The 26,921-nt window shown below is 56.3% G+C and carries 23 protein-coding genes; 8 read left to right on the plus strand and 15 right to left on the minus strand.

The window, feature by feature from the left end:
- Window positions 1-2,215 (minus strand): FAD-dependent oxidoreductase (locus PJE062_RS16965; protein ID WP_037037474.1); only part of this gene is annotated, 2,215 nt, incomplete at its 3' end.
- Between the two features lie 122 nt (window positions 2,216-2,337).
- A complete protein-coding gene (locus PJE062_RS16970; RefSeq protein ID WP_008551085.1) occupies window positions 2,338-2,895 on the minus strand; it encodes a helix-turn-helix domain-containing protein in 558 nt (185 codons plus the stop codon).
- A gap of 319 nt (window positions 2,896-3,214) precedes the next feature.
- Here PJE062_RS16970 and PJE062_RS16975 point away from each other — a divergent pair, with 319 nt between their 5' ends.
- Window positions 3,215-4,276: an FAD-binding oxidoreductase gene (locus PJE062_RS16975; protein WP_008550861.1), complete on the plus strand. Its 1,062-nt coding sequence runs from the start codon at window positions 3,215-3,217 to the stop codon at window positions 4,274-4,276.
- Window positions 4,277-4,293: 17 nt separating this feature from the next.
- On the opposite strand, the gene PJE062_RS16980 is transcribed toward PJE062_RS16975, so the two are convergent.
- Window positions 4,294-4,749, minus strand: coding sequence for a CesT family type III secretion system chaperone (locus PJE062_RS16980; protein WP_008551170.1), 456 nt, complete (start codon window positions 4,747-4,749; stop codon window positions 4,294-4,296).
- Window positions 4,750-4,769: 20 nt separating this feature from the next.
- Entirely contained in the window at window positions 4,770-6,803 is a 2,034-nt protein-coding gene (locus PJE062_RS16985; RefSeq protein ID WP_008551158.1) for a hypothetical protein, read from the minus strand.
- Window positions 6,804-7,191: 388 nt separating this feature from the next.
- On the opposite strand from PJE062_RS16985, the gene fabI reads away from it, so the two are divergent.
- The 5 genes from fabI (at window position 7,192) to PJE062_RS17010 (ending at window position 13,357) form a co-directional block, all read left to right on the plus strand.
- The gene (fabI, locus tag PJE062_RS16990) at window positions 7,192-7,956 is read left to right on the plus strand and encodes an enoyl-ACP reductase FabI (protein ID WP_008551231.1); all 765 of its coding nucleotides are present in this window, start codon (window positions 7,192-7,194) and stop codon (window positions 7,954-7,956) included.
- 19 nt (window positions 7,957-7,975) lie between these two features.
- The gene (locus PJE062_RS16995; protein WP_008551046.1) at window positions 7,976-10,255 is read left to right on the plus strand and encodes a DUF3141 domain-containing protein; all 2,280 of its coding nucleotides are present in this window, start codon (window positions 7,976-7,978) and stop codon (window positions 10,253-10,255) included.
- A gap of 8 nt (window positions 10,256-10,263) precedes the next feature.
- Window positions 10,264-11,646 carry a bifunctional enoyl-CoA hydratase/phosphate acetyltransferase gene (locus PJE062_RS17000; RefSeq protein WP_008550879.1) on the plus strand — a complete coding sequence of 461 codons (1,383 nt, stop codon included), beginning with the start codon at window positions 10,264-10,266 and terminating at the stop codon, window positions 11,644-11,646.
- 118 nt (window positions 11,647-11,764) lie between these two features.
- A complete protein-coding gene (locus tag PJE062_RS17005; RefSeq protein ID WP_083793273.1) occupies window positions 11,765-12,796 on the plus strand; it encodes an acetate/propionate family kinase in 1,032 nt (343 codons plus the stop codon).
- A gap of 78 nt (window positions 12,797-12,874) precedes the next feature.
- Window positions 12,875-13,357: a GNAT family N-acetyltransferase gene (locus tag PJE062_RS17010; RefSeq protein ID WP_008551149.1), complete on the plus strand. Its 483-nt coding sequence runs from the start codon at window positions 12,875-12,877 to the stop codon at window positions 13,355-13,357.
- On the opposite strand, the gene PJE062_RS17015 is transcribed toward PJE062_RS17010, so the two are convergent.
- Window positions 13,354-14,256 (minus strand): LysR family transcriptional regulator, encoded by a 903-nt coding sequence (locus tag PJE062_RS17015; protein WP_008550892.1) that lies wholly within the window; start codon window positions 14,254-14,256, stop codon window positions 13,354-13,356. The two genes, PJE062_RS17010 and PJE062_RS17015, sit on opposite strands and share 4 nt — an antisense overlap.
- Window positions 14,257-14,359: 103 nt before the next feature.
- Between PJE062_RS17015 and PJE062_RS17020 the strand changes: the two genes are divergently transcribed.
- A complete protein-coding gene (locus PJE062_RS17020; RefSeq protein WP_008550987.1) occupies window positions 14,360-14,965 on the plus strand; it encodes an NAD(P)H-dependent oxidoreductase in 606 nt (201 codons plus the stop codon).
- A 720-nt stretch (window positions 14,966-15,685) separates the two neighbouring features.
- A complete protein-coding gene (locus tag PJE062_RS17025; RefSeq protein WP_008551204.1) occupies window positions 15,686-16,723 on the plus strand; it encodes a helix-turn-helix domain-containing protein in 1,038 nt (345 codons plus the stop codon).
- 9 nt (window positions 16,724-16,732) lie between these two features.
- Here the strand turns inward: PJE062_RS17025 and PJE062_RS17030 are convergent, their stop codons facing one another.
- The 10 genes from PJE062_RS17030 to PJE062_RS17075 all read right to left on the minus strand — a co-directional run bounded on the left by PJE062_RS17030 (window position 16,733) and on the right by PJE062_RS17075 (window position 26,773).
- Window positions 16,733-18,457, minus strand: a complete 1,725-nt coding sequence (locus tag PJE062_RS17030) for an SMP-30/gluconolactonase/LRE family protein (protein WP_083793274.1) — start codon at window positions 18,455-18,457, stop codon at window positions 16,733-16,735.
- A gap of 98 nt (window positions 18,458-18,555) precedes the next feature.
- Window positions 18,556-19,878, minus strand: coding sequence for a TRAP transporter large permease (locus PJE062_RS17035; RefSeq protein WP_008551154.1), 1,323 nt, complete (start codon window positions 19,876-19,878; stop codon window positions 18,556-18,558).
- Between the two features lie 2 nt (window positions 19,879-19,880).
- Window positions 19,881-20,372, minus strand: coding sequence for a TRAP transporter small permease (locus PJE062_RS17040; protein ID WP_008550996.1), 492 nt, complete (start codon window positions 20,370-20,372; stop codon window positions 19,881-19,883).
- 102 nt (window positions 20,373-20,474) lie between these two features.
- Window positions 20,475-21,449 (minus strand): TRAP transporter substrate-binding protein, encoded by a 975-nt coding sequence (locus PJE062_RS17045; protein WP_008550964.1) that lies wholly within the window; start codon window positions 21,447-21,449, stop codon window positions 20,475-20,477.
- 24 nt (window positions 21,450-21,473) lie between these two features.
- Window positions 21,474-22,643, minus strand: coding sequence for a mandelate racemase/muconate lactonizing enzyme family protein (locus tag PJE062_RS17050; protein ID WP_008550983.1), 1,170 nt, complete (start codon window positions 22,641-22,643; stop codon window positions 21,474-21,476).
- A complete protein-coding gene (locus PJE062_RS17055) occupies window positions 22,643-23,560 on the minus strand; it encodes a dihydrodipicolinate synthase family protein (protein ID WP_037037478.1) in 918 nt (305 codons plus the stop codon). Before PJE062_RS17055 ends, PJE062_RS17050 begins: the two co-directional genes overlap by 1 nt.
- Window positions 23,561-23,924: 364 nt before the next feature.
- Window positions 23,925-24,692: an SDR family NAD(P)-dependent oxidoreductase gene (locus tag PJE062_RS17060; RefSeq protein WP_008550883.1), complete on the minus strand. Its 768-nt coding sequence runs from the start codon at window positions 24,690-24,692 to the stop codon at window positions 23,925-23,927.
- Window positions 24,693-24,739: 47 nt separating this feature from the next.
- Window positions 24,740-25,216 (minus strand): YhcH/YjgK/YiaL family protein, encoded by a 477-nt coding sequence (locus PJE062_RS17065; protein WP_008551081.1) that lies wholly within the window; start codon window positions 25,214-25,216, stop codon window positions 24,740-24,742.
- Window position 25,217: 1 nt separating this feature from the next.
- Window positions 25,218-25,847: a 2-dehydro-3-deoxy-6-phosphogalactonate aldolase gene (locus PJE062_RS17070; protein ID WP_008550788.1), complete on the minus strand. Its 630-nt coding sequence runs from the start codon at window positions 25,845-25,847 to the stop codon at window positions 25,218-25,220.
- A gap of 14 nt (window positions 25,848-25,861) precedes the next feature.
- A complete protein-coding gene (locus PJE062_RS17075) occupies window positions 25,862-26,773 on the minus strand; it encodes a 2-dehydro-3-deoxygalactonokinase (protein ID WP_208982374.1) in 912 nt (303 codons plus the stop codon).
- Window positions 26,774-26,921 lie beyond the last annotated feature (148 nt).

The raw sequence follows: 26,921 nt of genomic DNA on the forward strand, positions 1-26,921 counted from the left end.
CATCGCAGTCACCAGCCTCGACAATCATGGTCACGAAGCGACGCTTCACGCCGTCTGCTGCCTCCTTCAGCAACGCAGCTTTGCCGGGGAAGTTTTGCGGTTTGTTGAGCTTCACGAACCGGTCCAGCCCAGCCTCAAACAGGGTGTAGTCCGTTGAAAGATCGCCTTTCCAGCTGCGATAGCCTTTCTCCAGTCGCAAGGCGTTGAGCGCATACATACCGAAAGGTTTGGCACCAGAACCAAGGATCGCCTCATAGATTTCAGGCATATCCTCATTACTTGCGTGGATTTCCCAACCCAGTTCACCCGCAAACGACACCCGCACCAGAAGCGCTTGCTTTCCAAGAACCGTTGCCTGCTGAAGACTAAGCCAACTGAGGGAAAGGTCCGCCTCTGTCATGCCTGCAAGCAACTGACGGGATTGAGGGCCGGTGACAATCAGCGTGGTGACGTCCCGCGTCTGGTCTTCCAACGACAATCCTTCCGGCAAGCAGACATTGAGCAACTCGAAGTCGTGCCACTGAGCCAATGCTGCGGTGATCAGCGTGAACTCATCTGAACCATGGCGAAGGATCGACATTTCTGTCAGCACCCGTCCGCGCTCATCTGGGAAGTAGCCCAGTGTCATGCGACCAACCTTTGGCAGTGCACCTGCAATCTGCTCCCGCAGCCAATCAGCGGCACCTTCGCCGGAAAGCTTAAACCTCGAAAACCCGGGCAAATCCAACACGCCAACATAATCGCGCACCGCTTTGCATTCTTCTCGCACCCGCTGCTCCCATGGGCCGGAGCGGGTCCAGGTTTGGGTGGCCTCTTCAGAGGTGTCATCGCCTGCTTTTGCAAACCAGTTGGCGCGCTCCCAGCCGTTGTAGGCGCCCATCTGTCCGCCAAGCTCCAGCAATTTGGCATGGTTGGGGGAGAGTTTGCGGTCTCGCCCTGCAGGCCATTCGTGATGCGGGAAGTGCATGGCGTACTCGTGGCCGTACACCTCCTTGGCCTTATCGATGCAGTACTGCTTGTCCGTATAATCGGTGTAACGTCTCGGATCGACAGCCCACATGTCCCACTCGGTCTGCCCGTTGACGATCCATTCCGCCGTCACTTTGCCCGCACCGCCGCCCTGCGCGATGCCGAAGGTGAAGGAATGGGCTTCAAACGCATTGGGCACGCCGGGCATGGGGCCAATCATGGGCAGACCATCAGGGGCATAGGGAATAGGCCCATTGATGTTGCGTTTCACCCCTTGCGTTCCCAGCAAGGGCACACGTGCCATGGCATCTTCGATGTAAAACTCCAGCCGCTCCAGATCATCCGGATAAAGCTGGAAGCTGAAATCCTCCGGCATTGGATCATCCGGCGTTGTCCATGCTGTCCGGCAAGCACGCTCATACGGGCCCAGATTGAACCCGCCCGTTTCCTGCCGCAGATAGTAGGAGGTATCCGGGTCACGCAGCATGGGCAGTTTGCGGCCATGTTGTTTGGTCCAGGCTTCCACTTCGGGGATTGCTTCTGTCATGAAGTACTGATGGCTCATGGTGATGGTCGGCACGCTGCGCCCGCCATACGGCTCAAACCATTCCCCCACACGGGCAGCATAATAACCCGCCGCATTCACCACGTACTCGCAGCGGATCTCACCCGCTTCGGTGCAGACAATCCATTCGCCGCCCTCCCGGCGCACGCCCGTGGCAGGCGTAAAGCGCAGGATGCGGGCACCCAGATCGCGGGCGCCCTTGGCAAGGGCCTGTGTCACCTGCGCAGGGTCGATATCGCCGTCCAGCGGATCCCAAAGCCCGCCTTCCAGATCATGCGTTTCCATGAAGGGGAAGTGCTGTTGCAGCTGGTCCGGCGTGCACATGTCCATGGTCAGGCCCATGTGCTCGGCCATGGCAGCCACGTGTTCAAACTCCATCATCCGTTCATGGCTGTGCGCCAGCCGGATGGCCCCAGTCACATGATAGTTGATGGGGTAGTCGACCTCTTCCGCCAGCCCGCGATACAGCTCTAGCCCGTAACGCTGCATGTTCATCACCGCATAGCTGGTGGCGAAGTTGGGGCAGTTGCCCGCCGCATGCCAGGTGGAGCCTGCCGTCAGCTCGTTCTTTTCCAAAAGAACGCAGTCGCTCCAGCCCATTTTGGCCAGATGATACAGCGTGGAAACGCCAACAACACCGCCGCCGATAATCACAACCAGCGCTGTATCCGGAATAGACATGCGCACTTCCTCCCAAAAACTATAAATCCATCAGGTAGTCCTCTCCCGCTTTTCTCTGTGAGGCGGGTATCATTCTTCTCTAAAATCGTATGCTGAAGCTGCACCGGAGATCCGGCACGGCCTTAATAAACCGGCGGCGAGATCACCCAGATGGCGACGGCAGGCTCCGCATAAGGATTGGACCAGCGGTAAGACGTTTCCTTGACGCGAAAGCTGTCGCCTGCCGCCACCGTGAACATGTCCTCGCCGATCCACACATCCAGCTTACCGGAGACCATGTAAGCCACCTCCTGCGTTGGCCGCATAATCGCCTCACTGCGGTGAGAGCCGGGCTGAAACGTGGAGTGGATCATCTCAAAACTGTCTGTCAAGTCAGGAGAAACCAGCGTTTCCAGCAGGCCCTTGTCCCGCTCGCCAATCACACGGCGGTTGCCAGAGCGTACAACCCGGCCTTGCTCACTTTCCGGCGCCTCTGCATGGCCAAAGAACAGGGAAAGCTGAACACCAAACACTTCGGCAAACTGCTTCAGGTCCGTATGGCGGGGTGTGGACTTGTCGCGCTCCACCTGCGAGAGCCAGCCCACAGACCGGCCCATTTTCTTCGCAGTCTCTTCCAGCGTCATCCCACGCGAGGTGCGAAGCGCCTTCAAATCTTCCCCCAATGTGCTGCCAACTGTCATGCCTCATGATTCCGTGAAATATTTCCTGATATTTTCATGAGGAACTATGAAATTTTCAAGCATTTTTTCACGAAAGGTAACCTGATCGCTTGTGTCCCCAAGCAACAGGATCCCATTAACTTTGCTCAATCAGCAACTTAGGGAGTTTGCCAGCTTGCCTATATTAGGCGCTGCAAATATATCACTACCCTCTTATTTTTCAGGAGAGCGGTTCCGCTGCACAAACCAGTTCGCTAGGGTCAGCCAAAGCCATTTCTTTGATTTTTCTGCCGTTCAGCATGTCCGTGCTGGCCGGTTCATGTTCTGAACTGAGGCATCTATGCATAATTTAAGCGTTAACGTGGTCGGCGCCGGCATCACCGGAGCAATGATCGCGTACAAGCTCGCGCGTCTGGGTTTCAAAGTCACTTTGTTTGATGCAAACCACTGTGTGGGTGGAGATGTCTCACGCGTTTCCTTTGGCTGGATCTGCCATATCGCCAATGATCCTATCGAGAGCCCGGAACTGTTCCCCCTGCTGACCGATGGCATAGCGCGCTACAAGACACTGAATGCTGAGTTTGACGGCGCTCTGTTTGGAGCCAACAACGGCGCTATCGTCTGGCGCGCAACACCGGAAGAAACGCAAGACCTGATTAACCGCCAACAGCAGGCAGGCACCCGCACGCGCCTCATGAGCAAGCAGGAACTTCAGGACCTTTTGCCCGCGCTCACCAACCCACCAGAGTTTGCAGCCTATTCAGAAGAAGATGTCTGCTGGTACCCGCCCAAAGTCATCGAAAAGCTGGTTGATGCTCTGACCCGCCTGGGCGGTGAGGTGGTGCTGAACAGCTCAGTCAGTGCACTGGATGTCACCGACCATAACTGCAACGGCATCCGCATGAATGACGAGCTCTTTGCCAGCGACTTCACCGTACTGGCAACGGGCGGCGCCAACGGCGGCCTGATCGCTCCGTATGAGCCTGACCACGGCCTTTACACCTCACCTGCCACGTATATCGAAATCAGCGCAGAACTGCCAGAATACACCCCTGTGCTGCTAACGCCGGATATCGAGATGCGCAGCCTGGGTCTGGGCAACTTCGCACTGGCCGAAAATCCGCCGGAAACGGATGAACCGGCTGAGCTGGAGCGTATGGGCGCGCGGCTGGTGCAGGCCGTCAAAGACACCTTCACCAGCGCCGGTCAGGTGGAGTTGCTGTCCATTCAGGTCGGTCAACGTCCCGCCAGCCACTCAACTGAGCCTCTGGCCCGCCCCATCAACGGCTTTACCAATGCCTTCGTCGCAGGCAGCCACCCCGGCGTCATCCTCGCCCCCCTGATCGCAGAAAAAATCTGCACCCAGATCACACAGCAGGCGCTGTCTCGCTCGGTGGTTTAGGGGCGTCCGTTCAGGCGTCAAGCACGCAGCCAGGCATCATTGGAAAGGTGGAGGTCTTGCGTGCTTTCAGTCTCTGACGCATTGAGAGACTGAATGGTTGCGCGCCAGAGCTTGACCAGTTTGATGAAGGTGTCGAGCTTCTCTTCCAGCTGTTGAACCACGAGGTTTTGAGCGGAAAACCGAGAGTTTAGCGCTGGTTGATTGTCACCTTCTGTCATCGCCAGAACCGCATCACCAGTGCCTTTGCCCAGTAGGTTTGCCTGAAGCAGCAAGCGGTATCCAGCTTCACGTTTGTCTTTATGGATGTCTGGCAGAAGAGCAAACAGGATCACTTCATCCTGATTGTTTGCCCCCAGAGTGAGCGTAAACTCGTCTTCAACCTCAAAAGAGCAAAGCCCTTCCTCATCCAGCTCAAGGTTTGGCAGGCCGATCTTTTCGCCCAGCTCGGCAAGGAGTGTTGCAGCGTATTTCATTTTTCTTTCCTCACATGGCCTCAGGCTTCACCGACGGTTTTACCGGCGGCATAACTGTGCTCGTCAAAGTAATCCAGCGTGGCATCAAAAGCGCTTTCCTTGGCGCGCTCCAAGGCTTCCCCCGTCTCGGTTCCATCGTAAAGCTCGATAAACTCATTAAGGTCAGAGACATAGCTCGAAGAGTCGATCTGTGTTCCATCCGGCTTTGCACGGGCGAGGCCAAGATCAAGCCCCAGCGTGCCATCCAGCTCCTGCCCGACCCAAAGGGCCTCGTGGATTGAGTGACCGCCATCAAAATTCAGGAACATGGTGTTGGCGACCATGTAGTCTTTGGAATCCGGGATCAGATCCGGGTTTGGGGAGGTGTGCCGGAGATAGTGCAGAAAGTGCAAGTTCAGGTTGGTAGATCCGGACACACCGGAGGCAAACGGAATGCCGCGAGACAGGGCCTCCACCTGCGACTTGCTCGGCTCCTGCAGTTTGGGCAGGTTCACATCCGCCGGGTGCGTACTTGGGATCTTATCTGGGTCACTCTCAAACGTGACACTGCCGGGTTGATAGCCAAGCGTAATCCCAGCATGCGCACTCTTTGGCGTATCTGTACGGCCAACCTTAGGACGATCTTCTCGTTTCAGGTCTGGATCTTCCGGCGCATTGGTGCGGTTGGCTTCCTTGCAAATCCCCTGATAGGCCTTGTTTGCCACCTTCACATAGGCTGGCAGATCCGCAACTTTTTTACCGTTCATGACGAGCGGTTGGCGGTCTTCAGGCACTGTTTTGGTCAGCAGAGCATGCAGAGCAACGGTGCCTTTCACAACCAGCATCGGGACGGCAATGGCGTCATATCCGTTGCGGGTTGGGGCACTCAGAAACTTATCCAGATTGGTCAGCGCATCCTGACGGGGACCTTGCACGAACTCCATCAGTTCTGGGCATTCAGGCATCCAGAAGCGCTCATTGCCTGCCATCATCTTGTGCATTGTCATCGCGGTCTGGTTCTGCACCCGTGGGGTCTGGATGGAGATCACATCTCGCAGGCCGTCTTTCACCAGCTGCGCTGAATCCATCACCGGCTGCGGCGTATCTTCCACCAGATCTGCAATAAACGTACTGTCGAGCACACGGGAGTAAATCGCATCATGCAGGCGGGTCAGCGGTGGGTTATCGCTTTTGCCCAACTGGCTCTGCAGCACCTTGGTCTGGTCGGCAAGATCCTTGAAGCCAATCTCTTCAAGCCTGTCTCCAACCACGGTCAACAGTTCGCGGGTTTCCGGTACAGAGATCCGGTGGCCCAGCACCTGATCCTTCACATAGCCATCAACTTCAGCCAACAAGTCTGCAGTTGCCGGATCCAGATCCGGGCTTTGGGCCTCGTCTCTGATCAACGCCAGCAGATGGGTGGTCACCTCGCCCGGCACGCGGGCCACTTCACCGCCCTGTGCCGCATTCTGGGTGCGAACGCTTTCAGGATAAACCAGCGTGGAATGCACTGCTTTTAACGCAATCGGCACGGCTTCTTTCAAAACAGCGTCATCAGAACCACCGAGGAAACTCAGGGACCGAACAAGGCTGGAAATACCATCTGCATCCGCTGACTTGGCAAGTTCAACAATGCGAGCTGTAAGCACTTCAGCTGCCTTCTTTGGGCCATCAGGGATCGCAGCCCCTTCAAAAAAGGTTTCCAGCGTCAGCCGGGTGCCGTAGGCATGCGCTTCCTCAAACAACGCTGCCACTTTTTCCTGTGCTTGCTGAGAAGCTTTGCTTGGCACATGAAGCAGAGTCGCAAGCACACTGGATTTCGGTAGGTGAGGTTTGGTGGAGAGGAAATGATCCACCACCTTCTCAGTCACTTCTGTACTGAAGTAGGAGTTGAGCTCACGCTTGATCTCACCCAATACAGCCTCATGCTGAGCAGTTTTCTTCGTCACGTAATTAAGCGAGTATTCAACGATACGTTCGCTCGGCTTTGGCGGCACGACATCGGCATACTGAGCCACATTAGGCTGCGGGGCAGGTGGCTGTGAGTTTGAAACAGATAGATTTGATCCGGTCATGCGAGCACCATCACTTTACGAATAACATTCCGCCGGAAACTGTAGAAACAGGCCCGGTCCACGCTTTTATGAATCCTCTTAAAAGCTTTGGCTTTTCAGGTCTGTGCTGACAGGCACTCTCTCAGATTGTAGTGGTGAAAAAGATGAGGGATGCAGCGCAGGCCGTTGATGGGCTTTACGTCCCAACAACGCCACCTAAACAGCAGAAAATCTAATTTTATTACAAAACTACTTAGTTACATAAATAGTCACTCTTTGAATATTCCGAATAGCCATTTCATTTACTAGATTTTGCACCTTGGTTTTCCTTATTTCTCCTGTATAGCTATTCCTAGTCTTGTTGTTTTCCTTTCAAATCACCGGGTTCAACGAGTAGGGTAACGGCCACATGTTTTCATTGAAGGGCAAGAAAGCCCTTATTGTTGGGGTGGCGAACAGCCAGTCCATTGCATGGGGATGCGCCAAAGCCATGAAGGCTCAGGGTGCGGAACTGGCACTTACATACCTGAATGACAAAGCAAAAAAGCATGTGGCCCCGCTGGCAGAAGAAGCCAACGCCGCCATTTTTGCGCCGCTGGATGTAACCCAGCCCGAGCAGGTGGACGCCCTTTATGAGCAGATCGAAAAGGTCTGGGGCACGCTGGATATTCTGCTCCATTCCATCGCCTTTTGCCCGCAGGCCGACTTGCATGGCCGGGTGGTGGATTGCTCGGCAGAGGGGTTCGGCGTGGCTATGGACATTTCCGTGCACTCTTTCCTGCGCCTGATCCGCAAATCCGAACCGCTGATGCCGCCGGGCTCCAGCGTCATGACGGTGACCTTTCACGGCTCGGAAAAAGTGATCAGCCACTACAACATCATGGGTCCGGTGAAAGCCGCACTGGAAAGCACCACACGCTATGTGGCGGCAGAGCTGGGCCAGAAGGGGATTTCCGTCAACGCGCTGTCTCCCGGCCCGTTGGCCACCCGCGCAGCAAGTGGCATCGCCAGCTTTGACGAAATGCTGGCAGACGCCACCGAGCGCGCGCCCACACGAAAACTCGCAAGCATTGAAGACATTGGCGCTTATGCCGCCTTTCTGGCCAGTGATGAAGCCCGCAACATCACTGGTGTGGTTCACCCCATTGACGGCGGTTACCGCATCATTGGCTAGGCAGGCACCGAGGTAGATTATGCAAATAGAACTCTTTACCCAGCGCACGGCCCAGTACTTTGAGGCCCTCGCGCAGCAAAACCAGTTTTTGCAGGTTGCCAACTCACGGCGCTCCACCCGCCTGATGAAGGACTTCCAGAAAAAGCAGGAGAAGTCCAAGATCAAAGGCGAAGCGCTGGCCGCCTCCTGGGCACCGTATGACACGCCCAAGAAGGTCATGGATGCCTGGACCCACTATCTGAAGGAGTCCAGTGAACGGGCGATCCTGACCATGGATGCCCTGCGCGAAAGCAGCGACACATATTTTGACCACATGGCCAAGGGCTGCCCTCCGGTACTCGTCTATGATTATGAGGTCATCGTGGAGGGGCGAAACCTGCCACGGCCCTGCAACTACATGCTGTTGAAGATCATTCCGCCCGAAGGGACGGAGGTGTTTGACTGGAAGCGCCCCTATGTGATCATCGATCCGCGCGCCGGACACGGTGCCGGCATTGGTGGCTTCAAGGATGATAGTCAGGTGGGCGTTGCCCTGCGCGGTGGCCATCCCGTGTATTTCGTCGCCTTCCACCCCATGCCAGAACCGCATCAGGAACTGTCGCACGTTACCCATGCGGAGGCGGCGTTCCTGCGGGAGATCATCGCACGCCATCCGGACAGCCCCAAACCCATCGTGGTGGGCAACTGTCAGGGCGGGTGGGCGACGGCCATTCTGGCGGCGGTTTATCCGGATCTGGTGGGGCCAATCGTCCTCAACGGGGCGCCCATGTCCTACTGGAGCGGCAAGATGGGGCAGGACCCCATGCGCTACTCCGCAGGCCTGACCGGCGGCATTGTGCCAGCTCTGCTTTCTGCAGATCTGGGAAATGGCGTGTTTGATGGCGCCAATCTGGTGCAGAACTTTGAAATGCTGAACCCGGGCCGCAATTGGTTCCGCAAGTACTATGATCTTTACACCACGATCGACAGCGGCGAAGAGCGCTATCTGGAGTTCCAGAAGTGGTGGAACGGCTTTTATTACATGACTGAGGAAGAGTTCCGCTGGATTCTGGACAACCTCTTCATCGGCAACAAACTGGCCAAGAACGAAGCGTTTCTGGAGCCCGGACGACCTATTGACCTGAAGACCATCAAGTCACCGATCATCGTCTTCTCCTCTTACGGCGATAACATCACCCCGCCCGATCAGGCCCTCAACTGGATCGCGGATACCTATACGGATGACGCGGAGATCGAGATCCTCGGCCAGCGTATCCTCTATATGCTTCATGATCAGGTCGGGCATCTGGGCATCTTCGTGTCCTCCAGCGTAGCCAAGCGGGAACATACGCAGGTGGCGTCTACCTTGAAGACCATCGAGGCCATGCCTCCGGGGCTCTACAAGCTGCAGATTGAAGAGCAAAAGGGCAAAGGCTGCGATGCCAAGTTCAAGGTGAGTTTTGCCCGCAAAACCATCGACGAAATGCTGCTGGAAACCGGCGAGCGCGATGAGGAAAAAGCCTTTGCCGGTGTGGCCCGTTTCTCGGAAAGCTGGGAAGACATGTACGACAGCACCATCGGCCCGGTGCTGAAGACCATGAACAGCTCGCAAACTGCGGAAGTCACGCGAGATCTGCACCCTATGCGGCTTGCCAACGGCGCGTTTGCCTCCACCAACCCCTTCATGTTCTGGCCCACCATGGCAGCCGCTGCGGTGAAGCAGAACCACAAACCCAACATGGCCAAAACGCCCTTCCATTACTGGGAGGAGATAGTGGCGGACAGCATCGAATATGGCTGGGATGCGCTGAAAGATATGCGCGAAGCGATGATTGAAAACAGCTTCCTTACTTTCTGGGCCTCTCCGCAAGCGGTGGAATACGGCAAGGCGCTGTCCTTCCGCAGGCCGAAGGTGCCAATGCAGGATCTACACAGCCTGGCCAGTATTCAAAACGCCCTGAAGAAGATCGAAAAGGGCGGGGCCGCCGCTGCTATCGTGCGCATTGTGCTGATGATTGCTGATACCCGCACCGAGGTGCGCGGCGAAAAGCTGGAGCGCTTCAACGAGGTGCTGACCACATGGGCACCGTTCAAATCCATGGATCCTAAGGAGCGCAACTTCCTCATTCACGACCAGACGCTGATTGCTCGGTTTGAGATGGAGGCGGGCTACAACGCCTTGCCGCTGTTGCTGAAGAACGAGAAGGACAAAACCTTCGCCTACAAAGCGGTGACCTACATCATCGGCAACGAGGAAGACATGGCGCCCAACTCGCTGGAATTGTGGCATTGCCTGAAGAAAACGCTCAAGTGGGGGTAGGTGAATAGATGACAACGACCTACAAAAACACGCCGTATGATCAGATCGAAGTGGGAATGGAAGCCACCTATGAGCGGACCTGTTCTGCTGATGACTTCTATGTCTCCGCCCATGCCTCTGGCGATCTCAACCCCATTCACCTGCCCAAGGAAGACCGCGAGGGGGAAGGGGACTTTGAGGGCGTTGCTCCTTCACTGTGGGTTGCCAGCCTGATCTCCGCCGTGCTGGGCAACCAGATGCCGGGGCCGGGCACACTTTATAGGAGCCAAAACCTGCGCTTTCTGGGTCGGGCCTATGAAGGCGACCACCTGACAGCGCGGGTGAAGGTGACAGAAAAACTGCCGGATTATGTGGTGAAACTGCAAACCACCGTGGAACGTGCAGATGGACAGATGATCGTGGAAGGGGAGGCAGAAGTCATCGCCCCGCGCACCAGCAAGATCGCCAAGGCCGTCAGCCTGCCGGGACTGACCGTGCGCAGCTACGAGCACTTTGAACGCCTGCTGGACCTTGCTCGCCCGTTACCACCACTCATCACCGCCGTTGTTGCACCGGAAGACCGCAAGTCTCTGGGCGGCGCCTTGCTGGCCGCAGAAAATACACTGATCGAGCCAATCCTGATCGGTGATCGGGACAAGATCGAAGATGCAGCTGAACGGCTTGGGAAGGATCTGGCACACTGCACCATTCTTGATGTGGCAGGCCACACACAAGCCGCTGCGCAGGCGGTAGCTATGGTGCGTGAGGGCAAGGCGCAGGCGATCATGAAAGGCCAGCTCCACACGGATGTGCTGCTTGCCCAAATCGTGAAGCGGGACATTGGCCTGCGTACAGACAATCGCCTCAGCCATGTGTTTGTGATGGACGTTCCGGGGCTCGACCATCTGCTCTTCATCAGCGATGCGGCCATCAACATCTCGCCGGATCTGGAAGCCAAGGTGGATATTGTCCAGAACGCCATCAATCTGGCGCAAGCACTGGGTCAACAGCAGCCCAAGGTGGGCATTCTTTCTGCCGTGGAAACGGTGAACACCAAGATCCCTTCCACCCTTGATGCAGCGATCCTTTCCAAAATGGCAGAACGCGGCCAGATCAAGGGCGGCATTGTTGATGGCCCGCTGGCCATGGACAACGCCATAGACATTGATGCTGCGGTGACCAAGGGCATCACCTCCTTGGTTGCAGGGAGGGCAGATGTACTGGTTGTGCCCAATCTGGAATCTGGCAATATGCTAGCCAAGGAACTGGCCTTTGTTGCCCATGCTCAGGTGTGCGGCGTTGTGATGGGTGCCCGGTGTCCGGTGATCCTCACCAGCCGTGCCGATGACGACAAGGCCCGTTTGATGTCTTGCGCTGTTGCGCTTCTTTACGCTGCGAGCCAGAAAGCATGAGTTTTTATTTTACGCTCAACACCGGTTCATCTCCATCAAGTCGCGCTTACAAAGCGGCAACGGAACTGAGCTTTCATCTCCGGCATCATGAGCGTCTCGGCCCTCACGCCCGCTGAAAATGCAAACGGCGAGTGAGCAAATCGTGGAAGATCTGGGCCACGTTGATCATGCCGGTGCTGTTGTTTCCATCTTCACCCGCGTGGAACCTCATCTGAAGGGCAAGTCCGTGGTGGGCATTGGCCATCGCATCGTCCATGGCGGCAACGCGTTTTACAAACCAACAGAGCTGACCTCTGAAGTGGTGCAGGAGCTGGAGCAACTGATCCCGCTGGCCCCGCTGCACCAGCCTTACAGTCTGGCGACCATCCGCGCAGCCAAGCAAGTATTTCCCGGCGTGCTGCAGATCGGATGCTTTGATACGGCCTTCCATGCCGGTCACACCTTTCCCAATGACGCCTTCGCCATCCCACGCCATTTTTACGAGGAAGGTGTGCGCCGCTATGGCTTCCACGGGCTTTCCTTTGATTACATCTGCAGCGAGTTGCGCCGCGAGTACCCCGATATCGCCAATGGCCGCCTTGTGATTGCCCATCTGGGCAATGGCGCCTCCATGTGTGCGGTGGAAGAAGGGCGGTCCATCAACGCCAGCACCAGCTTTTCCGCCGTGGATGGCCTGCCCATGGGCACCCGCTGCGGACGGCTCGATCCGGGCGTGATGCTCTACCTGATGCAGGAAAAAGAGCTGTCACCGGAGGAGATTGAGAGCATCATCTACCGCCGCAGCGGCTTGCTGGGTTTGTCTGAAGAATCCTCCGATATGCGCGTGCTGGAACATTCCGAAGAGCTGTTCGCCAAACAAGCCATCAACTACTACAGCTACCAGATCCGCAGGGAAGTCGGTGCCATGGCCGCCAGTCTGGAAGGCATCGACGCGCTCATTTTCAGCGCAGGAGTGGGCGAGAACTCTGCACGGGTACGCTCCAACGTGTGCGAACCACTGGAGTTTCTAGGCATCACCATTGATCAGGAAAAGAACATGGCCAACGCGCCGGAAATCAGCACCGGACGGGTGCGGGTGCTGATCATCCCCACCAACGAGGAGCAGGTCATCGCTCGCGCTGTGGCATCCGCTTGCAGCAAATCTCAATAGAGAGAGACTGGGACTCAGGAAAACTTCGCGGTAAACTTCCCGTATATTTCATGCTGCACGTTTTCAGTGGAACCCGTTATGTCTGTCCTCTCGCCCACCATCACCGTCCGCCGCCTGACCATTGACGACTATGAGGATTATCTCGGCCTCCTGCATGAGCTGACAGGAGGTGTTCCGCTGGCACGTGGGGAGGAGGGGCGTGCTCACTTCGCCAAGCTTCTGGACCATGACGGCACCATGGTGTTCGGGCTGGAGATTTACGACCAGATCGTCTCTTGCGCCACGCTCCACATTCTGCCCAACATGACCTATGGCGGCCGTCCGTACTGCCTTGTTGAGAATGTGGTGACCCTGCAAGCCTACCGGGGCCGAGGCTTTGGCCGCATGGTCATGGACACCCTGCGCAACGAGGCCTGGCAAGCCAACGCCTACAAAATCATGCTCCTCACCGGTAAAGACCGCGGCGCCAAAGGCTTCTACGAGAGCCTCGGCTACAAAGCCGATCAAAAACACGGCATGGTCCTGCGCCAAGTCCCGCCATATAAGGCGCCGGCGACCTAAGTCGACAACTTCCGATGCGCCTTGATGTGGTCGATGAAGAGGCGCAGGGGTTGGAGGTCTTTGTACTCCCGGGGGTAGAACAGGTAGAGCGGAGCGACGGGGTCGAGGTAGTCTTCCAGCAGGCGTTCCACCTTGGTCTCATCGCACTGCATCAGCGCGTAGTAGCGGAAGGTGAGGGCCAGCCCCATGCCTTGCTCCATCAACTCCAGTTGAGAGGGCAGGGTGTTGAGAACCAGTCCGCCTTTGACGTCGATCTCCACCCGGTCACCATCCACCTGAAACACCCAGGGCGCCAGCTGGCCGGATGTCTGGAAGCGGTACTGGATACACGCGTGGTCCAGCAGATCCTCCGGCTTTTCCGGCCTGCCGTGCTGATCCAGATAGGTTTTGCTGCCAAGCACGGTCAGCGGCTGAGGGTCCGAGATACGCAGGGCAATCATATCCTGCGCAACAAGACTGCCTGTCCGAAAGCCCGCATGCAGACCTTCTGACACAATATCAACGATGGCATCACTCAAAGAAAACTCCAGCTGGATTTCCGGATACTTCGCCTGAAACCCGGGCAGCAGATCGGCCAGAAACGTATGGAACACAAACTCAGGCAGCGTCAGGCGCAAAGACCCGCGTGCACTGCTGCCATACTCCTTCGCATCCTCCACCGCTTGCCCCAACAAGTCGAACGCCGCCCCGGCACCACTTTGCAGCGCACGGCCTGCATCTGTCAGCGTCACTGAGCGTGTGGTGCGCACAAACAGGGCCGTCCCAAGCTGCTCTTCCAGAGACTTCAACTGGTGGCTGACCGTGGAAGGTTTGATGCCAAGAGCATTGGCAGCGCCCCGCAAACTGCCGTTTTGAGCAATGGCGTTGAACACTTCCAGCATGGCGAGGGGGAGACGCATTGTTCGATCCCATACATCTATCAGATAGAAAATCAGGTAATTAATAGCATGTGAGCATCCCGCTATAAAGAGTGCAACAGCAACTCAGAGAGGATGTCTCCCAATGAAAACCCTCGTTCTCACCGCCCATCCCGACCTCAGCACGTCCCGCATCAACAGAAAATGGTTTGAAATTTTTGCTGAAACAGACGGCATCACCCTGCTGGACCTGACCCGTCTTGGCGGACCGACCCTAAGCTTCAACGTGGCAGAACAGCAGGACTTCCTGCTTGCCCACGACCGCATCGTCTTCCAGTTTCCGCTCTACTGGTACTCCGCTCCACCCGTTTTGAAAGCCTGGATGGATCAGGTGCTCACCTATGGCTTTGCGTATGGCCCTAGCGGCACCAAGCTTGCGGGCAAAGAGCTGCTGCTGGCAACCTCCACCGGCGGCCCGGAGGACAGCTACCACGCAGGTGGGTACAACAACTTCAGCATGGATGAACTGCTCAAGCCCTTCCAGCAAACGGCGCTGCTGACCGGCATGACCTATCTGCGCCCCTTCGTGTTCCATGGGGCAGCTGTAGCCAGTGACGAGGATGTTATCGCCTCCCAAACCGCCTTGCTGACCCATGTGCAAGATCCTGAACTAAGCCCAATCATCAAAAAGGCACGATTGGATAAAATGCTGGAGGAAGACGCCAAGCTGGCCGCACGCGTCAGCGCCTAAGCCTCCATTACCCCAAAGCAACTCAAAGGCGGGCTTACTGGCTCGCCTTTTGGCATTTCTGCAGTGTGGGCACCTCTGCTGCTATTTTCAAAATTACGCTAGGAAGAGCATCTGGTTGCCGACAATGCATGGCAGATGCAGCACATAATTAAAAATCGATTCGATCTTTATCGACCGCTTCACTGGCCTACCGTCCACTTCTCTTAACCTGGCGTTTCAAAGCACAGCTTTGTTTTAGCATTTTGTTTCACGCCCTTGTTTTAACCGTCATCCTTCAGGAGGATATGCCTACCGTGGCATTATGGATGGGGTGACATGGCGGTGACTATGTTTTCGGTGTCATGATCTGATGATCAGCACTGCATTCTTTTTCAGAATTCTTTTTCATGGCCGAAACTCGGGGATCGCATTCCTGAAGCTTGGTCATCTGAAGGCTGGAGTGAACACGTTCCTGTCAGAGTAAACCCGCAATACATTGCAGACCACCGCCTTGCCTCCAACCATAAGCAGGACCACGGAAGCAATGCCCGTATTGCATCCTTTTCAACGGGAGGGGACGAAAACTGACAGAACGGAGTGGCCTCGCAGGTCTCTTTCTCAATCGGGACCGAAGCTCCTTCGTTCTCCAGCCTTCAGGAATATTTTGAGTGCAGACTGGAATTGCCTTGCACGTGTTGCAGTATAGTATCGAGTAGAATGTCTGTTGAATCGAAGAACTCAATGAAAAACCTGAGACCCGAGGTGATCTACCGGCCCAGCATCAACTGGGAAGAATGGCGCGAAGGGGTGGCTGAAGCGTCTGGCGAGGTGTGTTTATCCTCCAGCAGCGCATCACCAGAGGCCTTCGGCGCAGGTGTGCGCGGGTCCCGCTATCAAAGCGGTTTTGTGGCAACCATCAACGCAACCCCGCACAGGTTCATCCGCTCCAGCCAACGCATCGCGCGCGATGGCATGGACGCTGTGTTTGTGCAGTTTTACGACCACACCCACAACTGCGTCACCCACATGGGCAGACACAGCGTGGACATTGAGCCGGGTCACCTCATCATTCAGGATATGGCGGAACCGTTTGTGGTGGAGCACAGCTCTTACAAGCAGATGACACTTGCACTACCAAGGGCGACCCTTGCTCCGTTTTTGCATGGCGACCGCACCTATCCCACCTTATGCATCCCGGCCATTGGCGGTTCAGCCAATGCGGTGATCAGCATGATGCAGCTGTTACGCGGTCAACTGGGGGATCTGACCGATGAAGATGTTGCGCCCATTGTGGAGTGCATCGCCAAACTGGTTGCCAACCAGATGAACAATGGCCCATGTGTCTCCTTCGCACTGGATGAAAACAGCCAGAACGCAGCGCGCTTTTTACAAGCGGCAGAATACATCAGCCGCACCTATTCCAACCCGCGGCTCAACAGCACTGAGGTGGCAAAGCACCTCAACATTTCCCGCACGACGCTCTACCGCCTGTTTGAGCCTATGGGCGGGTTCGTCGCCTTCCTGCGCTACATCCGCATGAAACACGCCATGCGCAAACTGCTGCGCACCGGAAGCGAGGTGGTGAAGGTTCAGCAGATTGCCGAAAGCTGTGGCTTCTCGCACGCCTCCAGCTTCACCCGAAGCTTCAAAGAACACTACGGCGTCTCGCCCCGCGACATCCTGATGGACGTCTCCGCAGGCAAAGACCAACAACTGCGCACCTCCAGCGGCATCTTCGCCAACTGGCTCGCCACACTAAACGGGGCAACGCTGAACTGAGGGGGAAAGCTAAGCCCTCACCTCAAACTCCGAACTCGCTATCCCCTTTTCACCCGGTTTGCACGTAAACAGGCCTCCGGAGAGGGGGGCTTCGGCTAGGGTGGCGGCGGGGAGGCGGGTGCGGGCGCTGGTGATGTAGAGGGTGTCGAGGTTTTCTCCGCCGAAGGTGACGCTGGTTGGGCGTGGGACAGGGAGATCGATCACGCGATCTAACGTTCCATCCGGCAGGTAGCGGTTGACGCGCCAGCCGTCCCAGATGGCGACCCAGACGCCGCCCTGATCATCCACTGTCAGGCCATCCGGACGGCCTTCGCTTTCAGGGATCGTTGCAAAGATGCGCTTGTTGGTGAGAGTGCCGATGCCCGGCTCTGTATCGTAGGCGTAGATGACGCCCAGGACCGTATCGACGAAGTAGAACACTCTGGAATCCGGGCTCCAGCCCAGGCCGTTGGAAACGGCGATGCCTGTTTCCTTGACAGTGAAGTTGCCGTCATTGGTGACGCGGTAGAGGCCGCCCGTTGGCTGGCTTGCATCCAGCCGCATGGAGCCAACCCACACTGCGCCGCCCGGGCCAACTTTGGCGTCGTTGAGGCGGTTGCCTGCCACATCTCGTTCCGGGTGCATAAACGGCGTTAGCTGCGCGCTGGCAAAGTCCAGCCATTCCAAGCCATCCTGTGTGGCCAGCAGCAAGCGTCCATCATTGGTTGGCATGACGGCACTGACCAGCTTACCGACATCGCAGCTGTCGTTTGAGCCGGTTTCAGGATCAAACCTGCAAACGCTTGGTTTAAGAATATCGACCCAGTACAGCTTGTTTTCGCTGCTGTGCCAGACCGGGGATTCACCCAGTTGTGCGCCCCATGGCAGCACGCATTCCAATGGCTTGGCCATGTTCGCTCTGTTTGTTCTTGGTCTCGGCTGGGAGCTGATGGCAACGGCACCGGCCACACCGGTGATGCGGCGGGCGGCGGCCATCAGTTCACGGCCAATCGGGTGGATCTGGCCTTCTGTCATGCGCGAGGATGGCCCGAGAACCGCCAATGCGCCAACAGGTTGTCCATCCTTGCCTGTGATCGCCACAGCAACCGAGTTCACCCCTGCAAAATGCTCTTCCAGTGAGATGGCATAGCCGCGGGCTCTGATCAGGGTCAGGTCCGCTTGCAGTTGTTCCTTGCTGGTGATCGTCTGATCGGTGAAGGAGTACAGGCTCATGTTCTGCAGCAATCTGCGCAGAGTGGTCGGATCCTGAAATGCCAGAAGCGCTTTACCAGCAGCCGTTGCGTGGGCTGGTACTTTCTGGCCCACATCCACACGCACGGCGAGCCCCTGACCGGACCGCTCTTCCAGATAGAGAACGCGGTCTTCATCCAGTCGGCATAGGGTCACGGTTTCCTGAAGATCATCAGAAAGGCGCTGCAGCTCAGAGCCTGCCACGGAAGACAGGTCAAACGTATCCCAAACCTTGTGGGAGAGCTCCATGAAGCGCGGGCCAAGGGTGTAGATGCCCTTGCCCTCATCTTGCCGAACAAGACCGAAGGCGATGAGTGTTTTCAGGATGCGGGCAAAGGTGGGTTTTGGCAGGCCAGAGAGTTTGAGCAGCTCAGAGAAACGATGCGGTTCATCCGCATCGGCGATAATATCAAGCAGGGTCAGGCCTTTGGCCAGCGCTGCGGCGCCCGTTGGCACTTTGGCTTTGGTATCACGGTCTTCTTTGACTGTTTCACCCTGCATCATCAATCACGATCCCCGAACCTGCTGCACTCTGTCGAAGTTTGCCACTATCTTACAAACAAGCGACCGACTCTGCATCCCAGAGCCGGTCACTCTCCCTATCAACGACTGCTTACACCTGCAACCAAATCTGGCAATGTCAGTGTTATTGCCGGGAAGAAGGTGATCACAATTAGTGTAATCACAATAGGTAGATAGAACGGCATCATGGCCTTGACCAATTTGCCATAGCTGATCTTGGCAATGTCCATCATGATGAACAGGATCACGCCAAATGGTGGGGAGACCGCACCGATCAGCAAGTTGAAGATCATCATCACGCCGAACTGGGTGGTGTCCATGCCGATATGCTCAATGAGCGGCAGCAGAGTTGGCACACCAATCAGAAGGATCGCGGTGGTTTCCATGAAGAGCCCGGCCACCAGCAGCATCAGGTTGATCATCAGCAACAGCACAATTGGGTTGTCCGAGATGGACAGCAGTGCTGTTTGCAGCGTTTCCGGCACGTTGAGCACGGAGATCAACCAGGAGATTGGGGCTGCACAGCCGATGATGAACACCATGGCACCAATGGTGAAGGTGGTGGCCCGCATGGCATCCAGCACATCCTTGAAGGACATCTCACGGGAGAGCGCTCCAAGAGCCATGGCGTAAACGGTGACGATTGCACCCAGCTCGGTTGGGGTTGCCACACCAAGCAACAGGCCGGACACCAGCAGGATTGGAGCCAGAAGACCCGGCAAAGCGCGCCATCCCGCAACAACCACTTCGCGGAAGGTGGCCCGCGGGGCGACAGGTGAATGCACCTTGCCAGAGACAGCCATGAAGTAGATAAGCACCATCAGCACGAAGCCGAGGAACAGGCCCGGCACGATACCAGCCAGGAACAGGCGGGCGATGGATTCACCGGACAGCACGGCGTAGATCACCATGATCACACTTGGTGGGATGATCGGGCCAATGATGGAGGAAGCAGCAGTGACGGCGGCGCTGAAGGGCTTTTCAAAGCCGGCGTCTTTCATGGCCTTGATTTCGATGGTGCCAAGGCCAGCAGCATCGGCCTGTGCCACGCCGGACATGCCGGAAAAGACGATGGAGGCCAGAATATTTACGTGCGCCAGCCCGCCGTGAATATGGGCCACCAGTGTCTTGGCAAAAGCGAAGATCCTGTCTGCAATGCCTGAGACGTTGAGTAAGTTGCCCGCAAAGACGAAGAGCGGGATTGCAAGCAGTGGGAAGCTTTCCAGCGAGGGCGTGACGCGCTGTGCGATGATCTTCAGACCCACAGCAGAGAACAGAGGCGAAGCGCCGGTGACCTGCTGGATGACGATGAAGATGACGGAGGCAGCCAGCATGGCAAACGGCACAGGCATGCGCAGAAAGATTAGACCAAACAAGAGGCCGAGCAGAAGAAGTGCTTCCATGATCAGACCAGAGCCTCCTGCTCGTCTTTGCGCTCAAAGATCACGTCATAGGCCAGCGACAGGATGATCGAAGAGAAGCAGTAGATAAGTGGAATGGAGTTGTAGAACGCGACCGGGAAGTTGAACGGCAGGGAGATGGTGGTACGGCGCATCTCAACCTTCAGAACCGGATTAACGTGCAGCAGAATGACGACGAGCGTTGCAATCGTCACCAGCGCCATAATCACGCCCAGTGTTTTGGAGAGCGACCCTTGCGGGAAAAGGTCCACCAGAATATGGCGCTTTTCCTTGGTTGCCACGGCGGCGGCCAGCATGGTCAGCAGAATAAAGGCGATTGTTACGATCTCTTCCATCCAGGCAATGGGAGAGTCAAAAACGTACCGCAGGATGATCTGGAAAGAGATGGTTCCCACAATCATGGTGATCAGTGCCATGCATAGTGCCATTTCTATCTTCCCGAGAACCGTCACAACGGTCTTCAAGAAACTTTTCATCGAAAAGCCCTCTTAATGCGGCTTGGACCGCGATTGATTAGAGGAGAAGCGCGGGCAGCCCCGCGCCTCACAACAGCTTTGGTGTCCGGTCAGAGGCCGGGCTTAGTATTTCTGGACAGCTTCAAACAGGCCTTTGCGCCACAGACCTTCGGCTTCCACATCCGCAACGCCAGCGTTGGCAGCTTCGCGCAGTGGGGTGGCGTCGATCTCGCGAATGGTGGCACCGCCCTTGCGCATTTCGTCCAGCACGGTTTCGCGGCGCTCGGTGGAGTACTCGTAGACCCAGCGGGAGGCGTCTTCCGCAGCTTTGGTCAGCAGCTCCTGCTGCTCTGGTGAGAAACTCTGGAACTTGTCTTCGTTAATGACGATGGTGGACGTCGCCCATACGTGGTTGGTCATGTACACGTTTGGTGCTGCCTCGTGGAAGCGCTGGGAGATTGCCGCGCTTGGAGGGCCTTCTGCGCCATCAACAATGCCGGTGCGCATGGCCAGGAACACCTCACCCCAAGCAACCTGTGTTGGCTGTGCGCCGATGGCTTTCCAGAGGCTCAGGTAAGCCGGGATCTGCGGAATGCGCATTTTGCGGCCGGAGAAGTCGGCTTTCTCGTTCAGCTCTTCTGTCAGGAACACAACACGAGGTTCTGTTGGACCGGAAGACAGCGGACGGATGCGGGCCTCGTTGATCATGTCCTTCGTCAGATCGTCAAACAGATCGCTCTTGAAGAAGTTGAAGACGTGATCCGCATCGCGGAATGTGAAGCCCCAGGTGAGGATGTTGGTGTCTGGTGCATAGCTGGTCAGCCAGGAGCCAGCGGTGCCGAATGCATCCAGAGAACCGGCGGAGAGCTGGTCCATCACCTGCGGAGGTGTGCCCAGCTGGGTGCCGGTGATGTAGCTGACATCGATGTCGCCGTTGGAGCGTTCCTCAACCAGTTTGGCAAAGTGCTTGTTCATCAAATCAACGGGTGAATCAATGGCATCCGCATTCACAAGAACCAGCGTTTCCGCTTGTGCTGCAAAGGATATGGCAACCGCTGCACTCGCCCCAAGTAGCAGTGATTTAATATAGGATTTCATAGAGCTTTCCTCCCTAAAGCAAGGTTAGAGCGTTTCCAGAAGCGCCAATGCTTCTGGCGAAGGTTTGACACCAAGACCCGGACCTTCCGGCAGGAAGTAAGTCCCCGCTTTGCAATCCATGTTCCCGACTAGCAGGCGGCGGTTTGGTTCAAAGATGGAATGTTGGAATTCGTGCCCACGGGTGGCGGACAGAGCGGCAGAAGCTTGCAGGCTCGCTGCCAGAAAGATCCCCGCACCAATGGTGGCGTGAGGAATAACGTCAATGCCGAGTTCTTCGGCCAGCCGACCTATGCGCATAAAGCTGGTGATGCCCTTATGCCCCATTTCCGGCTGAACGATTGAGATGCGGCAACGCTCGATGCGGTGACGCATATCCCACACAGTGCGCCATTCTTCACCCACCGCGATCTTCTGCGATGTGCTCTGGCTCACCTGTGCAAGGGCATTGATATCTTCAGTGCGCACCGGTGCCTCAGCAAACCAAAGGCCGTATGGTGCCATGCCCTCAATGAGGGACAGAGCTTCATCGGCTGTCTGGTTCCAGTGCATATCTGCCGCAATCAGAGCTTTTGGTCCCAGAGCGGAACGTAAATGCTCGATTTCAGCGACCGGGCCATCATCAGCCACCGGGCTGGCAAACTTGAAGGCGTGGAAGCCCTTCTCCTGCCAGCTCAGCGCCAGTTCTGCGCGTTTCTCACGGGTTGGTTCCGGCAGGCCGGAAACGTAAGCAAGAATGCCATCCTGCTTCACACCACCCAGCAGCTCCACCACAGGTTTCCCTGCCTGCTGCCCGGCAATGTCCCAAAGCGCGATATCGATGGCGGCCAATGCATCCACATAGAAACCGCCGGTGTACCCACGTACCCGCATCAAATCATAAAGATCGTCGAAGATGACTTCCGGATCTGCAGGATCACGGCCAATGACAAAACTGGCCAGCAGATCGTTGATGATGGCACCGACAGCTCCGGGTGCCGCAAGACCATAGGTCTCCCCCCAACCAACTGCGCCATTGCGTGTTTCAAGACGCACCAGCACAGAGCGGTCGAAGATTGGATAGACCGTCCGGTTTCCGCGACGCACCAGATATCCCTGCGCGTTGGGCTCTTCACCCGGACGTGCAGCACCCAGATAGGGTGTTTCGCGAGGTTGAGTTAATGTGAAAACCTCAACTTTTGCGACAGGATCTGTCATTATGCTGCCCCTTCCATGACAGAGCTTTCCAACAAGCCCAGCTCCACCAGATTATTGTCAATATCCGCTAGAGAGGTTTTGTCCAAGAGGGGGGTTGGTGCGCGCACGTCTGTTTCGATGGAAATGCCGCGTTTTAGCAGCACATATTTGGTTAGGCGCATACGGTAAAGTGCTTGAATTGCAAGCAAAGGTAGAGTTCGGATGTAAAGGTCCCGCGCTTTGGACTGCTCGCCAGAGCGCCACGCCCGGTCCATCTGCACATGCAGATCGGCGATTTCAACGGCTGGCATCGCCGCGCAGGCACCGCGCTCGTACTCATCCAGAATGTAACGCGCGCCACCGCCACCGATAACGCCTTTGAGGCCCGCTGGACGGTTTGCCAAAATCTCAACAATAGCCGGACCCGCCGGAAGGGTCTCTTCCTTCACGTAGGTGACAGCAGGCACGGCTTCGAGGATTTTCAGGATCGCTTTTGGGGACAGATCAGAGCCACGCGGTGCTGGCGCGTTCTGCAGAATGATCTCCATACCCGGCAGACCTTCAGCAACCTCTGTCATGAAGACCAGTGCTTCTGCCTCACCCAGCTCCTTCGGAGGCTGCACCATCAGGTGGCCAATGCCCAAAGCTTCGGCTGTCTTGCCATGAGCAATCACCAGCTCCGGCTTTGCAGCGCTGGCACCGGCGACGATCGGCAGACGATCAGCAACGGTATCAACGACCACTTTCAGAAGGCTGCTGCGCTCATCCGCGGTGAGCTTCTCCACCTCACTGGCGAAACCGGGAAACACCACTCCATCCACGCCAGCGGACAGGGCGAAGGTCACCACCTCTTTCATTCCGTCGAGATCAACTCCGCCATCTTTTGAGAAGGGCGTCGGCAGTACCGGCAAGATGCCATTTAGATCAGCTTTTTTCATTGGTCCACTTTATGATACCTTGTGTTATTTATTGATACTAATAAAATCGGCGATATATCGCAATAGGGTTTTCAACGTAATCAGAGGACGCGGCAGAACACCAAAACACCATGGTCAAACGGCAGAGTTCTGCCGCTGGAGCGTGGTAGATAGGTAGGATGGGACCGGGGTGCTGGAAAAATAAATCTCGCTCTGCAGCTCTCAAAACGGTTGTGCTGCGAAAACGATTCTCGCAAAATCACTCAAAAATATGCGGATCAACGCAAACCAACGCACATTTCAACGCAAGCATTCAGGCAGCAAAAAAGGCGGCATCAGCACCTGCTGAGCCGCCCTTTTTATTCCCCTTCAGGACCGGTGATAACTAGTAGCCACCAGTCATGAAAATGCTCTCACCCGTCATGAACCCACAGGCATCTGAGGCCAGCAGCAAGGCAGCCCCCACCATCTCATCGGTCGTGCCCTCACGGCCCATCCAGTTGAGCTGGCGCACGTACTCAGCAAACCCTTCCGGGTCTTCTGCCTTGCGCCCGGCGCTTCTGTCCGTGTCGATCAGCCCCGGTGCCAGCGTGTTCAGCAGCACGTTGTCCCTGGCATAATCCTGCGCTAGGCTTTGCATGATGTTGTGCTGCGCCGCTTTGGTGGCCGCATAGGCCGTGACGATCTGTTTTGGTTTCAGTTGGTTGACCGAGCCAATACTGACCACACGCCCCCATTTGCGCTCTGCCATCACTGGCAGACAGGTTTGCAGCATCTCAATGGTCGAACGCACATTGACGTTCAGCTGAAACTCCAGATCTTCCGGTGCAAGATCCTCCAGTACTGCGTTTATCTGGGCTGAAGCGTTGATGACCAGAATATCAACTGGCCCCGCTACGGCTTCTGCCTTCTTAATGGCTTCGCGCCCGGCTCTGGGTGCACTCAGGTCTTGCCCAATGGAGTAAGCAGTGCCGCCACCTGCTCTGATCTCCTCCAGCGTGTTTGCACAGGCGTCTTGTTTGTGCCCGTGCACCACCACCGTGGCTCCAGCTCCTGCAAGCCCCTTTGCAATGGCCGCGCCAATCCCTCGGCTGGAGCCAGTCACTAAAGCCGTGCGCCCAGTGAGATTAAAGATTTCGTTTGGTGTCCGCATGACAACCTCGCATCCTGAACAATGATGATACGTGCTAAGTCGTTGACTTAAGAAGGTTCCAGCACTGAGCGATGCACCTTGAAGATAGCTTTGCGCACGGGCGCGCCCTTGCCATCTGGTGCCACCAATGGCCGGTGCAGTTCACCGGGAAAGAACACGGCAAAGTCGCGCGGTGCCATGAGAACCGTCTTTTCTGAGGCAATCTCAGCTGTAAAGGCGACATCCTTATCTGCCATCTTATCCTCGGTGATGGCGCCTGCTGGCATATGGCCGTAACCCAGCACTTCCGTGCCTTCCAGCAGCACCTGAATATCCGCATAATCAGCATGGAATTCTGGCCGACGCTCTTCTATGGGCTGGGTTTGCGCATCCACCACCATGGCGAAAACCTTATCGCCATCAAGGTCATAGCGTCCCGCTTCGCGGTCTTCGCTCAAGAACTCTTTGGCATCTTTCAAAAGCTGCTTCAGCTCCGTGGAGATAAAGGGGATGATCTCCAGATGATCAAGATTTGCACTCAACATGCTAGCATTCCTTCTTGTTTACGTTTGTCACGAGAGCTCTGGCCCGCTGCCGCACCTGATCTGGTGTGTCTCCCGGTTTAAAGAGTGAGGACCCAATGCCCGCACCGGCTGCCCTAACCGCCATGTACTGCGCAATGTTGTCTGCATCGACGCCACCAACGGGGAGAACACGTGTCCCCTTAGGCAATACGGCAAGCATGGCTTTGATGATGGAAGGTGGGCAGAGTTCTGCCGGAAAGAGCTTAAGAGAATGCGCGCCCAACTCAGCAGCAGCAAACGCCTCTGTTGGCGTGTAAACGCCTGGCATCCAGTCCATATCGAGCAACTGGCAGGCTTTGCCGACTTCTACACTGAAGTTGGGCGCAACGATAAACTGCCCTCCGGCTTCCTTCACCTGCTTTACATTGTCTGAGTTGAGCACGGTGCCTGCACCAACACTCACCTGATCACCAAACCTCTCTGCAATCAAAGAGATGCTTATCAAGGGATCCGGTGAGTTCAGTGGCACTTCCATAATGCGAATGCCGCCATCAATCAGCGCCTGCGCAATTTCCAAAGCCTCATCCGGTGTAAGCCCGCGTAAAATCGCGACCACAGGCGCGGTTTGCATGTGTCTATCGAGTGATTTCATTGTTCTTCCTGAATTTATTGGATAAGGTTGAGGGCGCGTGCGACCTGTGCTGCACCAAACGCAGCGGAACCGTTCGGGACGATTTTTGAGGGAGCACCCAGCACAGAAAAGCCGCGCTGATACAGCTCAGGCAATCTGCCATTGCCAAGGATCCAGAGTGTGTCTTGAGAGGTCGCGATGGCTTGGGAAAGTTCTGCACCGATCAGCAAGCCCGAAAGGTAGCAAGCTGCATGCTCTTCCGGCATGCCATCCACCAAAACACGGGAGCGCGCGGAGAATACGCGGTTGAGCAAAGCACCAGCCCCACCTTGCTGCGCACCTATCCGGATGCCTTCCTCAAACCAGGAGCAGCCGAGATCACATGTTTTGCTGCCAAACGCACCGAGAATGGTGGATTTGGTGAGGGCGCTGAACATCTCTCCGGTGAGATAGGTGCGGAAGCTTTGAATAGCTCCATCCCGAATGATCGTGTGTTTGGAATGGGTTCCGGGGATGATCATGGTGGCATCGCGCAGGTTGAAATGAGAGACGGCCCCAAGGATCTCCGTTTCCTCCCCGCGCATCACATCGGCCTCAGCCCCTTCGGCCTTGATGCCCGGAATGAACCAGAGCGGACCTAAATCCGGCAGTGTTACTTGCTTTGCGGCACTGGAAAGGTCTGCAGCTGTGGTTGGCAATGTTGCGTAAGGCACCTCAACCCAGCCGTTGCGAGAGGTGATCATGCCCGAAAGGACGATTGGCAAGTCCGCATAGCCCCCCTTCAGGCCCTTAAGGTTATCTCGCAGGACCTCCTCAAACTTTCCGTCACACTGGAGTATCCCTTGGTCTGTCGAGATTTTGTCGAGGATTTCCATTTGGTTACTGAGAGTGCACGCCCGGAACGAGCTCGTGCCCCAATCAACAGCGACCAGACTCGCATCTGTCATGATCAGCGCCCCATTTTATCGCAGCATCCGGTGAGGAAAGCTGCCTGAGTAATTCGGGTGGGTTAGCTCACCCATGCGCAAACCAATCACAATATTGCTTTTATAGCAACATTAAAACATGCCGCAGTTTCGCCTATGCCTTGTGGAC

The sequence above is a fragment of the Pseudovibrio sp. JE062 genome (genome assembly GCF_000156235.1).
Lineage (GTDB): Bacteria > Pseudomonadota > Alphaproteobacteria > Rhizobiales > Stappiaceae > Pseudovibrio.